Here is a 12,734-nt window from a genome sequence, read left to right as displayed (position 1 = left end):
GATCAGTTCCTGAAAGGGAATTTAAAGGCGGCGAGCAAAGCTTTGGCTTCGTCATCGGTCTTAGCGGTTGTCGTGATGCTGATATTCATACCGCGCAACGCGTCAATCTTGTCGTATTCGATTTCAGGGAAAATGATCTGTTCCTTGACACCGATGTTGTAGTTACCACGACCATCAAATGCACGGCCGTTCACACCACGGAAATCGCGCACGCGCGGCAGAGCCACGGTAATGAAGCGATCCAGGAACTCGTACATGCGAGCGCCGCGCAGGGTGACCATCGTACCGATCGGGTAACCTTCACGGATTTTGAAGCCTGCGATCGCTTTGCGGGACTTGGTGGTCACTGGCTTCTGGCCGGCGATCTTGGTCAAGTCAGCAACTGCGTGCTCGAGAACTTTTTTATCCGCGATAGCCTCACCAACACCCATGTTCAGGGTGATTTTGGTCAGGCGTGGAACTTCCATTACCGACTTGTAACCAAACTTGCTGGTCAGGTCGGCAACGACTTTTTCTTTATAGAATTCTTGGAGACGTGCCATGATTTCTTAAGCCTTCACTACTTCGCCGGAGGATTTAAAGATGCGGACTTTCTTGCCGTCCACTTCTTTGAAACCCACGCGATCTGCCTTGCCAGTCGCTGCATTAAACAATGCAACGTTGGACACGTGAATTGGCATGGTCTTATCGACGATACCACCAGTTACGCCAGTCATCGGGTTTGGCTTAGTCGCTTTTTTAGCGATGTTAATGCCATCAACCACGATATGTTCAGCATCGATACGCTGCTGCACCACACCACGTTTGCCCTTGTCTTTCCCGGTCAGAACGATGACTTCGTCGTTTTTACGAATCTTATCCATTACGACTCCTTACAGGACTTCCGGTGCCAGGGACACGATTTTCATGAACTTCTCAGTACGCAGTTCGCGTGTGACAGGTCCAAAAATACGGGTACCGATCGGTTCCAGCTTGGCGTTCAACAGAACGGCGGCGTTGCCGTCGAACTTCACCAGGGAACCGTCTTGGCGGCGAACACCTTTAGCGGTGCGCACAACCACGGCGTTATAAATTTCACCTTTTTTGACACGGCCACGTGGCGCAGCAACCTTAACGGTTACCTTGATCACATCGCCAATGCCAGCATAACGGCGCTTGGAGCCGCCCAATACCTTGATGCACATTACTTCTTTGGCACCGGTATTGTCAGCCACTTCGAGCCGGCTTTCAGTTTGAATCATAGTATTCTCTTTCCCAACTTAAGCCGAAGAATCCACACAATGTAGACCCACGGTCAGTCTTGGTCCCGCCAGAGCCGCCCTGCTGGGCTTCACTGTTTGGGTGCATGACCTTCATACATCAACTGACCGCGAATGCTACTGTCTGTGGCCAGACACTTTGCGGCGTTACATGAACGAAGCCCGCAAGTATTACATACAATTTGCGGGCCTGCAAGTACTAATTAAAACCCACCGCCGAAACGGTGGTTTTTATTTAAACGGTTGGTGCGGCTTGAACCACACGTGTCACCGTCCATGCCTTCGTTTTGGAGATCGGGCGACCTTCCTGGATCTCGACCGTATCACCGGCCTTGACTTGGTTGGTCTCGTCATGCGCGTGATACTTGTTCGAGCGCATGATGATCTTGCCATACAAAGGATGTTTTACGTGGCGCTCGATCAGAACGGTAACGGTCTTGTCCATCTTGTCCGAAACCACTTTACCGATCAGCGTGCGCTTGAGCGACTGTTTCACTGGTTCGTTCATTTGGCTTCCTTCAGATTCATTACCGTCTTCACACGCGCGATATCGCGGCGTACCTTCTTGAGCTGCGAAGTGTTGCTCAGCTGCTGCGTAGCGATTTGCATGCGCAGGCCGAACTGTGCCTTCAACAGGTCATTCAGCTCTTTTTGCAGAGCTGGCTGGTCCTTGCCGCGGAGTTCAGATGCTTTCATATACAACTCCAATTATTGGCCGACTTGGCGGATGACAAACGTCGTCGCCAGTGGCAGTTTAGCGGCGGCAAGACGGAATGCTTCCCGTGCCAGCGCTTCATCAACGCCATCCATTTCGTACAGTACTTTACCTGGCTGAATTTCAGCGACGTAGTACTCAGGATTACCTTTACCGTTACCCATACGGACTTCAGCCGGTTTGTTCGAAATCGGTTTGTCCGGGAAAATACGGATCCAGATACGGCCACCGCGCTTGATGTGACGCGTCATTGCACGACGCGCCGCTTCAATTTGACGCGCAGTGATACGACCGCGCGCAACTGCCTTCAGACCGAATTCGCCAAACGACACGGCGGTGCCGCGGCTGTGCGAAATACCGGTATTACGGCCTTTCTGCTCTTTACGATACTTTCTGCGTGCTGGTTGCAGCATGATTATTCTCCTGCTTTCTCAGCTGGTGCTGCTGCGGCGGCCGGTTTAGCGGCGGTACGCACACGTGCACCTGGTGCTGTGGATGGTTTCGCACCGGCACCGGCTGGACGTGGACGGCCAGCTGGCTTGCCATCGTCACGGCGTGGGCCGCGGCTTTTCTTCTCGTCAGCTGGGGTATCGATGACTGGTGCATCGCCGTTAGGCGCGCGGTCACCTTTGTATACCCACACCTTGACACCGATGATGCCGTAGGTGGTCGACGCTTCGCTGGTACCGTAGTCGATATCGGCGCGCAGGGTATGCAGAGGCACGCGGCCTTCGCGGTACCACTCTTTACGCGCGATTTCGATACCGTTCAGACGACCGGACGACATGATCTTGATACCGAGAGCACCCAGGCGCATTGCATTTTGCATTGCACGCTTCATGGCGCGGCGGAACATGATCCGTTTTTCCAGCTGCTGAGCGATCGAATCGGCGATCAGTTGCGAGTCGATTTCTGGCTTGCGAATTTCTTCGATGTTCACGTGAACAGGTACGCCCATGATCTTGGTCAGCGCGGACTTCAGTACTTCGATGTCTTCGCCTTTTTTACCAATGACCACGCCTGGACGCGAGCTGTAGATCGTGAAGCGCGCGTTCTTGGCTGGGCGCTCGATAACGATGCGGCCAACGGAAGCGTTCTTCAGTTTCTTTTTCAGGTAAGCACGTGCTTTCAAGTCTTCGTTCAGCATGGCAGCGAAATTACCGTTGCCTGCATACCAGCGCGAAGCCCAGTTACGGGTGACCGCCAGACGGAAACCGGTTGGATGAATTTTCTGACCCATCGTGGCTCCTTAGTTACCGACAGTCACGTAAACGTGACAGGATTGTTTCGAAATACGGTCGCCACGGCCTTTTGCACGCGCGGTGAAGCGCTTCAGGACCGGGCCCTTTTCGACGTAGATCGTTTTCACGAACAATTCGTCGATGTCCGCGCCATCATTGTGCTCGGCATTCGCAATAGCGGATTCCAGAACACGTTTGATGATCGCAGCACCTTTTTTCGGGCTGAATTGCAAGATGTTGAGTGCAGCGTCAACTTTCTTGCCACGGATCAGGTCAGCAACCAGGCGGCCCTTTTGGTCCGACAGGCGCACACCTTTGAGGATAGCTTTAGTTTCCATTATTTCTTAGCCTTTTTGTCAGCTGCATGGCCCTTGAACGTACGGGTCAGTGCGAATTCGCCGAGCTTGTGACCAACCATGTTTTCGGAAACATAAACCGGCACGTGCAGCTTGCCGTTATGAACCGCGATCGTCAGGCCGATGAAGTCAGGCATGATTGTCGAACGACGCGACCAGGTTTTGATTGGCTTTTTGTCTTTGGCTGCTTGCGCGGCTTCAACTTTTTTCACCAGGTGGGCGTCACAGAACGGCCCTTTTTTCAATGAACGTGTCATGTGCTACCCCTTATTTCTTGCCGCGGCGCGAGACGATCATGGAAGTCGTACGCTTGTTGCTGCGTGTTTTCTTACCCTTGGTCTGTTGGCCCCATGGCGAAACTGGATGACGACCAGCTGCTGTTTTACCTTCACCACCACCGTGCGGGTGATCGACCGGGTTCATGACCACACCGCGAACGGTAGGACGAACACCGCGCCAGCGCATCGCGCCAGCCTTACCGATTTTACGCAGGCTGTGCTCGGCATTGCCGACTTCACCCACCGTAGCACGGCACTCGATGTGCACGCGACGTACTTCACCCGAGCGCAGACGCACTTGAGCGTAGGTACCTTCACGCGCCATCAGCACAACGCCAGCGCCAGCGGTACGTGCCATTTGGGCACCTTTACCTGGCAGCATCTCGACGCAATGCATCACGGTGCCGACTGGGATGTTACGGATTGGCAAGCAGTTACCCGATTTGATCGGTGCTTCCGAACCGTTCATCACGCTGTCGCCAACGGCCATGCCTTTGGTTGCGATGATGTAGTGACGTTCGCCGTCGGCGTAGCACAACAGAGCGATATTCGCGGTGCGGTTTGGATCGTATTCGATACGTTCCACTTTCGCTGGAATACCATCTTTGGTGCGCTTGAAGTCGATCAGGCGATAGTGTTGCTTATGACCACCACCGATATGACGGGTGGTGATGTGACCGTTGTTGTTACGACCAGCGGTCTTGGATTTCTTTTCAACCAGGGCAGCGAACGGACGACCTTTGTACAGGTCTGGGTTCACCACCTTTACCATGCCGCGACGGCCTGGCGAGGTTGGTTTCATCTTAACGAGTGCCATTATGCAGCCTCCTCGGAGAAGTTGATTTCCTGGCCAGGCTTCAGGCACACGAAAGCACGCTTGGTATGGTTACGACGACCGTTGAACTTGCCGGTGCGCTTTTGCTTACCTTCGCGGTTTGCAGTTTGCACGGACAGAACTTCAACCTTGAACAGCAGTTCGACCGCTGCCTTGATTTCAGGCTTGGTTGCATCCGGCAATACGCGGAATACAATTTGCTCGTTCTTTTCCGCGACCATGGTGGCCTTTTCGGAAATGACCGGCGCCAACAGCACCTTCATCAAGCGTTCTTCGCTATGTTTCAAAATCGCGCTCATGCCAGCATCTCCTCAATCTTAGCCAATGCAGCTTTGGTGACCAAGATCTTCTTGTAGAACACCAGGGACATCGGGTCTGCGTGACGTGGCTCAACGACGAGTACGTTAGGCAGGTTGCGCGATGCCAGTTCCAGGTTTTCGTTCAGAACGTCGGTGATGATCAGAACCGAATCAAAGCCCAGGCCGTTCAATTTTTGCGACAGCAGCTTGGTTTTTGGCGCGTCGATCGTCAGATCGTCGATGACGATCAGGCGCTCTTCGCGAGCCAGCTGCGACAGGATCGAGCAGATACCTGCGCGATACATCTTTTTGTTCACTTTGTGGGTGAAGTTTTCGTCAGGCGAGTTCGGGAAAATCCGACCACCGCCGCGCCACAGTGGCGACGACGACATACCAGCACGAGCGCGGCCGGTACCTTTTTGGCGCCATGGCTTTTTCGTCGTGTGGTGAACTTCTTCACGGTCTTTTTGCTTGCGGTTACCACTACGTGCATTCGCTTGATAAGCGATGACGACTTGGTGGATCAGCGCTTCATTGTAGTCACGGCCGAAAATCGTATCGGCTGCAGCAACGTTCGAGGCGGCTTGACCTTGCGCATTCAGAAGCTTGAGTTCCATCGTTTAAGCTCCCTTCTTGGCTTTGGTTTTGATGGCTGGCGAGACAACTACCTGGCCATTTTTCGCACCTGGAATCGCGCCTTTGACCAGCAACAGCTGACGGTCGGCATCGATACGGGCGATCACGAGGTTCTGGATCGTACGGTTAACGTCACCCAGATGACCGGTCATGCGCTTACCAGGGAAAACGCGACCTGGATCTTGTGCCATACCGATGGAACCTGGAACGTTGTGCGAACGCGAGTTACCGTGCGTTGCACGGCCAGAAGCGAAGTGGTAACGTTTGATAACGCCTGCATAGCCTTTACCGATGGTAACGCCTTGCACGTCGATCTTTTGACCGACTTCGAACAGGGAAGCAGCGACAACATCGCCAGCTTTCAGTTCAGCGGCTTTAGCAGCATCGACACGGAACTCTTTCAACAGAGTACCGGCTTCAACACCAGCTTTAGCGTGATGACCAGCAACAGCTTTGGTCACGCGGGAAGCGCGACGTTGACCGAATGCGACCTGAACAGCGGAGTAACCATCTGTTTCAGGGGTTTTGATTTGCGCAACACGGTTGTTCGATACGTCCAACACGGTGACCGGGATCGAATCCCCTTCATCCGTGAAAATGCGCATCATACCAACCTTGCGACCGAGAAGGCCTAGGCTCATTTTTTCTCCATTCCCACCTGCGATTGGGCGGGGCTTGTTTAACTACAAAGTAACGTAGGATTCAAAAAAGACGAATCCATACCGAAGCCGGCTAGTATATAGCACAAAAACCCTTGACGCAACAAGTTAACACGAGGTATGTCAAAGTGTTGCGCGACGCCCCTGCGGGAGTTGTCGGCGCGCCGAAAAAAACCTGCTGCAGGGCAAGTTAACGGACGAAAAGCACGGCTTCATGCGGCCTGGCGGACGATGACAGAAACACACGCGCCGCGAAATGGCATGCGTGCCCCACCCCGCCCCGCCCGGACGTGAGGCCCGAAAAAAAGCCAGCCCGGGCATATACCGTCCGCTCTGGCTGGAAGGCGGCGCATGGCGCGCGGGTAGCGTTTATTCCTGCGGCACTCCTTTGCCAATCTGATACCAGTCTACCTTGCGCGTCGCCACCATGATGGCTGCCAGCACGGCAAACAGCAGGATGCTGCCCATCACCAGCGCATTGTTTTCCGAGTTCAGCAAGCCGTACAGCGCGCCATACAGCATGGTCAGCGCCACGCCGAAGCCGATGCCGCGCCAGGCGTTGTGCAGCACGTGCACCAGGTAAAAGCTGGTCAGCGCGATGCAGGCGGCGCTGGCGATCAGATAGGCCGCGAGGAAGGCGATATGCTCGGCCAGGCCCACCAGCAGCAGGAAGAAGATCACCAGCGACAAGCCCACCAGCAAATACTGCACTGGATGGATCGGCAGGCTTTTCAGGATTTCAAAGATGAAGAAGGCGGCAAAGGTCAGTGCCACGAACAGCAAGCCATATTTCGTCGCCCGGTCCGATTGCGAATACACATTCACCGGCTCGATGAAGCCCACGCTGAAGCGGTCCACCTGGCCCAGCGGCGCGCTGTCGGGCACCTTGAATTCGCCCTCGATCGTGCTCAGCTGCGTTTGTGCATTCGTGGCCAGCGACGAGATATTCCACTCGGCCTGAAAGCCATCGGCGTTGATCTGGCGGTTTTTCGGCGATGGCAGGAAGCGCCCGCCAAACTGCGGATGGGGCCAGTTTGACTTGATGCTGATCTGGCTGTTTTTCGCCACCGGCACGAAATGCTGGCGTTCGATGCCGTCCAGTCCCAGGTCAAAGCTGAATTTCACCTGTTGCGCTTGCGCCAGCGGCATGACGCCCAGCGGCGCGTGCAGCCCGCTGCGGAAGGCAAACAGGTCGGTGCCCTGCTCGAACTCGATCTGGCGCCCGCCCCAGTCGATTTTCGGGATATTGCGGATGCCGCGCACGTCCTCGATGGACAGGGCCACGAAGGGCTCGCCCAGCGTCACGCGCGAGTCCGGCGACTTGCGCGGCAACTGTGTGCTGGCAGGGACGGTAAAGTCGCCCTTGAACGCATGCTGGCCGCTGTACACCAGCACCTGGTGGATGCCACGGTAGCGGCGGTCAGTCTCGATGGTGCCTTCCTGCAGCAAAAAATTCGGGTACACCAGCAAGCGGCGCTGCACCGTGCGGCGCAGCAACTCCGTGCGCACAGGCACACTCACAGCCTGTGTCTTGTCATCGCCCTTGGCCACCTCCACGCGCTCTTCGTACTGCTCCGTGTAGGGAATCACCAGGATGGGACCGATGACGGTTTGTTCGCGCACCGAATCGGCGGCGATGCTGTTGACGGCTTCCTGGCGGAATTCCATCCGCTCCTTGATCGTTTCCTGAATCATCAGCAAAGGCAGGCCGATCAGCAGCATCAGGCCGAACACGATCAGCGCTTTGACGAGTAAAGTTTTTTGCATGGCGCATCCTTGAAGTAAGGATGCCAGTGTAGAAAAATCATATGCGCTGATGATGCGCTGCGTGTGAAGTCTGGAAATAAATGCACGCTAAGCCAGTGGCAGACACAGACGCGCGCAGGCGCCACCCTCCGCATGATTGAACACCTCGACCGTGCCTCCATGCAGAGAAGCGACCTCGCGCACGAAGGGCAGGCCCAGGCCAGTACTCTTTCCCGCGCTCGGGCGCGGCAAGGAATAAAAGCGCTCGAAGACGCGCTCCAGCGCATACGCGGGAATGCCTTCACCGCGGTCGCGCACGGTAATTTCCACCTGCATGTCCTGGCACCGCGCCGTCAGGTCGATGCAGCTACCGGGCGGCCCAAAGCCGGCCGCATTGTCGAGCAGGTTGCCCAGGGCCTGGCGCAGCAGCAGGGCGTCCCCGGCCACGCTCGCCTCGTCGGCCAGCAGCTGCAGGCGCACGCCGCGTGCCGCCAGGGTGGCGGCTGCGTCCTGCACCACTTGCGCCAGCAATGGCCCCAGCGCAATGCGCTCGGGATGCTCCAGGCGCTGCTGCTTTTCCACGCGTACCAGGGCCAGCAGCTTGTCGATCAGTTGCCGCTGGCGCGCATTCTGCTCCAGGATACTGGCCAGGAACTGGCGCCGCTCGGCCGGCGGCATGTCTTCCTGCAGCAGTTCAGCCGAGGCCTGGATGGCGGCGATCGGGCTTTTCAGCTCGTGCGCCAGCGTATGCATCAACTGCTCCACATATTCCTTGCCTTCCAGGCGCGTGCGCATCACCTCCAGCGCCCGCCCCAAAGTACCGATCTCGTTCTTGCCCAGCGCAGGCAGCGCCACCTTGCGCCCTGCTTCCACGTCGCCAATGTAACGCATCAGCTTGCCCAGCGCATGGTGCAACCACCAGGCGAATGCCAGGCCGATCAGCAGCGACAGCAGCAACAGGATGGCGCCGCGCTGCAATATCTTGCGCTGGCTACGCTCGACAAACGCTTGCACGCTGGCATTCGGCTTGGCGACCGTCAGCACGCCGATCACCTCATCGCCGTCGCGGATCGGCGCGGCCACGTGCATCACCGTCGACATCTCGTCATCGGGCCGGCTGCGCGTGCTGCGCGCGCCATACTTGCCCTGCAAGGTCAGATAGACGTCATTCCAGCGCGAATAGTCGCGCCCCACGTCGCGGCCGCTGGAATCGAACAGCACGATGCCGTGCCGGTCGGTGATGGTAATACGGTAATCGAGGGTTTGCTTGCGCACGCCATTGATATTGACGTCCACGCCATGGCGCGCATAGTCCTGCATGCGCTCGGCTACGGGCGACTGCGCCAGCGTACCCGCTTTCAAATCGGGCGCCACCAGGCTGGCCAGCAGTTGCGAGGTATCGACCAGGGTGTCTTCCAGGGTCGAGCGCACGCCCGGCTTGACCTGCTCCACGAAGACGTTCAACAGAAACCACGCGGCCAGGCCGACGATCAGGAAGTAGCCCAGCAGAATGCGCAGGCCGATCTTCATGCGCCGCTCAGGCTGTAGCCGAGGCCACGGTGGGTGTGGATGGGATCGACCTGCGCATCGACGGCGCGCAGCTTGGCGCGCAGCGATTTGACGTGCGCGTCGACCGTGCGCTCGAGCGTGTCCGGCGCTGCGCTCCACACGCGCTCCATCAGTTGCGCGCGCGACAGGACGTGGCCGGGATGTTCGAGCAAGGCCTTCAGCAGCAGATACTCGTAGCGGGTCAGGTCCAGTGGCTGGCCATGGAACAGCACCCGCGCCTCAAGCACGCGCAACTCGAAGCGCGCCTGCGCCGGCGCAGCGGGCGGGACGGCAGCAGCTATCGTCATGCCAGTCTCCGGCGGCTTCTGGAGCACGCCTGCGCGGCGCAAAATGACGCGGATGCGCGCCACCAGTTCGCGCGGCGAAAACGGCTTGGTGACGTAATCATCGGCGCCGATTTCCAGGCCGACGATGCGGTCGATTTCGTCGCTGCGGGCCGTCAGGAAGATCACCGGCACCTCGGAAAACTGGCGCAGCCGACGGCACACTTCCAGCCCGCTCATGTCGGGCAAACCCACGTCGAGCACCACCAGCACGGGCAATGACGCGGTGTCGCCGGGAGTGGGACGCAAGGCGGCCAGGGCTTGTTCGCCCAGCATCACATGGCGCGGCGTGAAGCCGTCCGTGCGCAAGGCATAGGCGATGCTGTCGGCTATCGCCTGTTCATCTTCCACGATCAGGACAGTCTTGGACATGGCGGCGGCGCGCATTAATGGACAAGCCCGGAGTATCCCTGAAGCGGGCAAGCGGCGTCAATCGCGCGCCTTGCCGTGCGCTGGCGAAAAGCCGCCCATGCCAAAAAAACTTATAGTATATTTGTCACAGCATGACTCCACTGATACACCGTGTCCATCACCCGTACGAGGAGACTATGAAGACCCATACCACCAGCCTGTTATGCGCAGTCAGCCTGCTGGCCGCCTGCGCGGCGCCCGCGACGCTCACCACCTCCAACGCACAACACGACGCCTGCAACGCAGCCGAACTCAAAGGCCAGTTTGGCGAAGCAGAACTGGCTTGCGTACAGGCGCTACGCAGCGCCGAGCAGGCCGGGGCCAGCGCAGACATCGTCTCGCAGCGCCAGTACAACCTGGGCCGCATCAAGCGCTTGCTTGGCAAGAATGCCGAAGCGGAACAACTGTACCGGCAAGCCCTGGCCACGGAAGAAGCGGCGCAACCACGCAGCGATGCGCGCGTCGGCCGCCGCATGGTGGAACTGGCGTCGGCGCTGGCGGCGCAAGGCAAGTGGCAGGAAGGTACGGGATATCTGGAACGCGTGCTGCCGCTGTTGCCGAAGCTGTCGCCAGCCTCGCGCACCTATTCGGCAGAGGTGCTGCGCCAGTACGCCAAACAACTGCAGGGCGGCCCACAGGCCGCGCTGAGCACACGCTTTGACGTAGTGGCAGCCAGCCTGCAATAAAGCATCGCGGGACCCAGCCTAAGGCTGGGCGATGTGGATGCTGGCCTTGATGTGCTTGAGGTGGGCCACGATGGTGAATGTCATCACCACCAGCAGCGACCATGAGCTCCATTTGCTGACGTGCACCACCGACCAGGCGCCAAGCTGATTGGGGTAGCGCCACACGCCCCAGAAGGTGCTGATGTTTTCGGCCAGCCAGATAAAGAAACCGACCAGCACGAAACCGAGCAGCAAGGGCATGCTGCGGTCACGGTCGAGCGGACGAAACACCACGCTGGTGCGCGCGTACAAACCCAGCGCGCAAGCGGCCAGATACCAGCGATAGTCGCCGATGTAGTGATGGGTGAAGAAGTTGGCGTAGATGAGCAGCGCGATCAGCACCGCCATCCAGTACGGCGGATGGTGGCGTATGCGCATATCGAGCAGGCGCCAGGTCTGGATGATGTAGCTGCCGACGGCTGCGTACATGAAGCCGGAAAACAGGGGGACGCCAAGCACCTTGCTGTAGGCGAAGTCGGGATAGCTCCACGACTGGATCGTCCCCGATACCTTGAACACCTCCAGCGCGAAGCCGACCGCATGAAACAGGCAGATGGCTTTCAACTCATCCCACGTTTCCAGCCCGCTCCAGACCATCGCGCCCTGGATCGCCAGCGCCACCAGCAGCAGCACGTCATAGCGAGGCAGGCCGAACAGGCCGGCGCGCGGCACCAGGAACACGGCAGCAAAAAACAGCCCCACGAACAGGCATGACCTCGCTTCCTTGATGCCGAAATACAGGAATTCGGTCAGGAAGCGCGGCCAGCCGCGCAAGCGCTGACGGGGAGTGGCATTTAAAAGATGGGTATCGAGGGCATTGAGCATGCAGCAACTTTATCGAGCGGCCGCGGCACTGTAAAGCGATTTTACTCACGTACGGCCGTGCAGCCAGTGTTGGCCAAGCACCAATAGCAATGGGGCCGGGCGCGCTCACGATTGTGAGCAGGCCCGGCCCCATCATCAGGCAGCGGGACACCCCGCCAGCCTGGAACAGCTGTCAACACCTGATGCTACGGTATTGTCAGCTGCCCTTGAAACTCTTATTGCAGTTTGATTTCAACATCAACACCAGCTGGCAGGTCCAGCTTCATCAGCGCGTCAACGGTTTTGTCCGTTGGGTCAACGATGTCCATCAGGCGTTGGTGCGTACGGATCTCGAACTGATCGCGCGAAGTTTTGTTGACGTGCGGGGAACGCAGCACATCGAAACGTTGAATACGGGTAGGCAGTGGTACTGGGCCTTTGACGACAGCGCCGGTGCGCTTCGCGGTTTCAACGATTTCCAGAGCGGACTGGTCGATCAGTTTGTAATCGAAAGCCTTCAGGCGGATACGGATTTTTTGGTTTGGTGCCGACATGATATTTCCTTAAAAGAACGAACCGCGCAGTCTGCACGGCAATGAGGTAATACGGGAATTTCTGACGCAACAACCGTCAGGGTCGACATGATAGCACCAAAATGCTTGCCAACCCCGGCAGTTGAATAAAAAGAAGGGCGCCGGGCGACGACGCGTCTTCTTTTATGCAGGCTTGAGAATTAAGCCAGGATTTTTGCAACAACACCAGCGCCGACGGTACGACCGCCTTCACGGATAGCGAAGCGCAGGCCTTCTTCCATCGCGATCGGGTTGATCAGCTTGACGGTGATCGACACGTTATCGCCTGGCATGACCATTTCTTTG

Annotated in this window: 20 protein-coding genes; 1 reads left to right on the top strand and 19 read right to left on the bottom strand. The window is 57.6% G+C overall.

The annotated features are described in order from the left end of the window. Positions 1 to 2: 2 nt before the first annotated feature. From rplE to creB, 16 genes are all read right to left on the bottom strand, one after another. Positions 3 to 542, bottom strand: coding sequence for a 50S ribosomal protein L5 (gene rplE / locus ACQ4WN_RS18425; protein WP_010394421.1), 540 nt, complete (start codon positions 540 to 542; stop codon positions 3 to 5). Between the two features lie 6 nt (positions 543 to 548). Then, positions 549 to 863 carry a 50S ribosomal protein L24 gene (gene rplX, locus ACQ4WN_RS18420; RefSeq protein ID WP_034753204.1) on the bottom strand — a complete coding sequence of 105 codons (315 nt, stop codon included), beginning with the start codon at positions 861 to 863 and terminating at the stop codon, positions 549 to 551. Positions 864 to 872: 9 nt separating this feature from the next. Continuing rightward, positions 873 to 1,241 (bottom strand): 50S ribosomal protein L14, encoded by a 369-nt coding sequence (rplN, locus tag ACQ4WN_RS18415; RefSeq protein ID WP_008444317.1) that lies wholly within the window; start codon positions 1,239 to 1,241, stop codon positions 873 to 875. Between the two features lie 253 nt (positions 1,242 to 1,494). Next, the gene (rpsQ, locus tag ACQ4WN_RS18410; protein WP_010394415.1) at positions 1,495 to 1,767 is read right to left on the bottom strand and encodes a 30S ribosomal protein S17; all 273 of its coding nucleotides are present in this window, start codon (positions 1,765 to 1,767) and stop codon (positions 1,495 to 1,497) included. Then, positions 1,764 to 1,955, bottom strand: a complete 192-nt coding sequence (gene rpmC, locus ACQ4WN_RS18405; RefSeq protein ID WP_010394412.1) for a 50S ribosomal protein L29 — start codon at positions 1,953 to 1,955, stop codon at positions 1,764 to 1,766. The genes rpsQ and rpmC overlap by 4 nt, the downstream gene beginning before the upstream one ends. A gap of 12 nt (positions 1,956 to 1,967) precedes the next feature. Beyond that, entirely contained in the window at positions 1,968 to 2,387 is a 420-nt protein-coding gene (gene rplP / locus ACQ4WN_RS18400; protein WP_034753201.1) for a 50S ribosomal protein L16, read from the bottom strand. 2 nt (positions 2,388 to 2,389) lie between these two features. Continuing rightward, positions 2,390 to 3,214 (bottom strand): 30S ribosomal protein S3, encoded by an 825-nt coding sequence (rpsC, locus tag ACQ4WN_RS18395; protein ID WP_034753199.1) that lies wholly within the window; start codon positions 3,212 to 3,214, stop codon positions 2,390 to 2,392. A gap of 9 nt (positions 3,215 to 3,223) precedes the next feature. Continuing rightward, a complete protein-coding gene (gene rplV / locus ACQ4WN_RS18390; protein ID WP_170840583.1) occupies positions 3,224 to 3,556 on the bottom strand; it encodes a 50S ribosomal protein L22 in 333 nt (110 codons plus the stop codon). Further along, positions 3,553 to 3,828 carry a 30S ribosomal protein S19 gene (rpsS, locus tag ACQ4WN_RS18385; RefSeq protein ID WP_008444295.1) on the bottom strand — a complete coding sequence of 92 codons (276 nt, stop codon included), beginning with the start codon at positions 3,826 to 3,828 and terminating at the stop codon, positions 3,553 to 3,555. Before rpsS ends, rplV begins: the two co-directional genes overlap by 4 nt. 10 nt (positions 3,829 to 3,838) lie before the next feature. Beyond that, positions 3,839 to 4,666, bottom strand: a complete 828-nt coding sequence (gene rplB / locus ACQ4WN_RS18380) for a 50S ribosomal protein L2 (protein WP_010394400.1) — start codon at positions 4,664 to 4,666, stop codon at positions 3,839 to 3,841. Further along, positions 4,666 to 4,983, bottom strand: coding sequence for a 50S ribosomal protein L23 (gene rplW, locus ACQ4WN_RS18375; RefSeq protein ID WP_010394398.1), 318 nt, complete (start codon positions 4,981 to 4,983; stop codon positions 4,666 to 4,668). Before rplW ends, rplB begins: the two co-directional genes overlap by 1 nt. After that, positions 4,980 to 5,600 carry a 50S ribosomal protein L4 gene (gene rplD / locus ACQ4WN_RS18370; RefSeq protein ID WP_034753197.1) on the bottom strand — a complete coding sequence of 207 codons (621 nt, stop codon included), beginning with the start codon at positions 5,598 to 5,600 and terminating at the stop codon, positions 4,980 to 4,982. Before rplD ends, rplW begins: the two co-directional genes overlap by 4 nt. Before the next feature lie 3 nt (positions 5,601 to 5,603). After that, a complete protein-coding gene (gene rplC, locus ACQ4WN_RS18365; RefSeq protein WP_010394393.1) occupies positions 5,604 to 6,260 on the bottom strand; it encodes a 50S ribosomal protein L3 in 657 nt (218 codons plus the stop codon). 387 nt (positions 6,261 to 6,647) lie between these two features. Next, the gene (creD, locus tag ACQ4WN_RS18360) at positions 6,648 to 8,045 is read right to left on the bottom strand and encodes a cell envelope integrity protein CreD (protein WP_436552846.1); all 1,398 of its coding nucleotides are present in this window, start codon (positions 8,043 to 8,045) and stop codon (positions 6,648 to 6,650) included. 87 nt (positions 8,046 to 8,132) lie between these two features. Beyond that, positions 8,133 to 9,554, bottom strand: coding sequence for a two-component system sensor histidine kinase CreC (gene creC, locus ACQ4WN_RS18355; RefSeq protein ID WP_436552845.1), 1,422 nt, complete (start codon positions 9,552 to 9,554; stop codon positions 8,133 to 8,135). Next, the gene (gene creB, locus ACQ4WN_RS18350) at positions 9,551 to 10,288 is read right to left on the bottom strand and encodes a two-component system response regulator CreB (protein ID WP_436552844.1); all 738 of its coding nucleotides are present in this window, start codon (positions 10,286 to 10,288) and stop codon (positions 9,551 to 9,553) included. The genes creC and creB overlap by 4 nt, the downstream gene beginning before the upstream one ends. Positions 10,289 to 10,464: 176 nt before the next feature. Here creB and ACQ4WN_RS18345 point away from each other — a divergent pair, with 176 nt between their 5' ends. Continuing rightward, complete coding sequence (locus ACQ4WN_RS18345; RefSeq protein WP_436552843.1) at positions 10,465 to 11,013, top strand: tetratricopeptide repeat protein; 549 nt, start codon at positions 10,465 to 10,467, stop codon at positions 11,011 to 11,013. An 18-nt stretch (positions 11,014 to 11,031) separates the two neighbouring features. On the opposite strand, the gene ACQ4WN_RS18340 is transcribed toward ACQ4WN_RS18345, so the two are convergent. From ACQ4WN_RS18340 to ACQ4WN_RS18330, 3 genes are all read right to left on the bottom strand, one after another. Next, positions 11,032 to 11,877 carry a DUF817 domain-containing protein gene (locus ACQ4WN_RS18340; RefSeq protein WP_436552842.1) on the bottom strand — a complete coding sequence of 282 codons (846 nt, stop codon included), beginning with the start codon at positions 11,875 to 11,877 and terminating at the stop codon, positions 11,032 to 11,034. A 215-nt stretch (positions 11,878 to 12,092) separates the two neighbouring features. Continuing rightward, a complete protein-coding gene (gene rpsJ / locus ACQ4WN_RS18335) occupies positions 12,093 to 12,410 on the bottom strand; it encodes a 30S ribosomal protein S10 (protein ID WP_010394389.1) in 318 nt (105 codons plus the stop codon). 179 nt (positions 12,411 to 12,589) lie between these two features. Then, a partial coding sequence (locus ACQ4WN_RS18330) for an EF-Tu C-terminal domain-related protein (protein WP_482799466.1) occupies positions 12,590 to 12,734 on the bottom strand: 145 nt, incomplete at its 5' end.

The sequence above is a fragment of the Janthinobacterium pasteuri genome (assembly GCF_051380775.1).
In the GTDB taxonomy this organism is placed as follows: domain Bacteria; phylum Pseudomonadota; class Gammaproteobacteria; order Burkholderiales; family Burkholderiaceae_D; genus Janthinobacterium.
The sequence above is the reverse complement of the archived record's forward strand: the minus strand, read 5'-3'. Positions and strand labels throughout refer to the sequence as shown.

What these genes read in the sequence shown, in the direction of transcription:
- rplE (WP_010394421.1), bottom strand. Translation starts at nt 542, where the DNA reads ATGGCACGTCTCCAAGAATTCTATAAAGAAAAAGTCGTTGCCGACCTG.
- rplX (WP_034753204.1), bottom strand. Translation starts at nt 863, where the DNA reads ATGGATAAGATTCGTAAAAACGACGAAGTCATCGTTCTGACCGGGAAA.
- rplN (WP_008444317.1), bottom strand. Translation starts at nt 1,241, where the DNA reads ATGATTCAAACTGAAAGCCGGCTCGAAGTGGCTGACAATACCGGTGCC.
- rpsQ (WP_010394415.1), bottom strand. Translation starts at nt 1,767, where the DNA reads ATGAACGAACCAGTGAAACAGTCGCTCAAGCGCACGCTGATCGGTAAA.
- rpmC (WP_010394412.1), bottom strand. Translation starts at nt 1,955, where the DNA reads ATGAAAGCATCTGAACTCCGCGGCAAGGACCAGCCAGCTCTGCAAAAA.
- rplP (WP_034753201.1), bottom strand. Translation starts at nt 2,387, where the DNA reads ATGCTGCAACCAGCACGCAGAAAGTATCGTAAAGAGCAGAAAGGCCGT.
- rpsC (WP_034753199.1), bottom strand. Translation starts at nt 3,214, where the DNA reads ATGGGTCAGAAAATTCATCCAACCGGTTTCCGTCTGGCGGTCACCCGT.
- rpsS (WP_008444295.1), bottom strand. Translation starts at nt 3,828, where the DNA reads ATGACACGTTCATTGAAAAAAGGGCCGTTCTGTGACGCCCACCTGGTG.
- rplB (WP_010394400.1), bottom strand. Translation starts at nt 4,666, where the DNA reads ATGGCACTCGTTAAGATGAAACCAACCTCGCCAGGCCGTCGCGGCATG.
- rplW (WP_010394398.1), bottom strand. Translation starts at nt 4,983, where the DNA reads ATGAGCGCGATTTTGAAACATAGCGAAGAACGCTTGATGAAGGTGCTG.
- rplD (WP_034753197.1), bottom strand. Translation starts at nt 5,600, where the DNA reads ATGGAACTCAAGCTTCTGAATGCGCAAGGTCAAGCCGCCTCGAACGTT.
- rplC (WP_010394393.1), bottom strand. Translation starts at nt 6,260, where the DNA reads ATGAGCCTAGGCCTTCTCGGTCGCAAGGTTGGTATGATGCGCATTTTC.
- creD (WP_436552846.1), bottom strand. Translation starts at nt 8,045, where the DNA reads ATGCAAAAAACTTTACTCGTCAAAGCGCTGATCGTGTTCGGCCTGATG.
- creC (WP_436552845.1), bottom strand. Translation starts at nt 9,554, where the DNA reads ATGAAGATCGGCCTGCGCATTCTGCTGGGCTACTTCCTGATCGTCGGC.
- creB (WP_436552844.1), bottom strand. Translation starts at nt 10,288, where the DNA reads ATGTCCAAGACTGTCCTGATCGTGGAAGATGAACAGGCGATAGCCGAC.
- ACQ4WN_RS18345 (WP_436552843.1), top strand. Translation starts at nt 10,465, where the DNA reads ATGAAGACCCATACCACCAGCCTGTTATGCGCAGTCAGCCTGCTGGCC.
- ACQ4WN_RS18340 (WP_436552842.1), bottom strand. Translation starts at nt 11,877, where the DNA reads ATGCTCAATGCCCTCGATACCCATCTTTTAAATGCCACTCCCCGTCAG.
- rpsJ (WP_010394389.1), bottom strand. Translation starts at nt 12,410, where the DNA reads ATGTCGGCACCAAACCAAAAAATCCGTATCCGCCTGAAGGCTTTCGAT.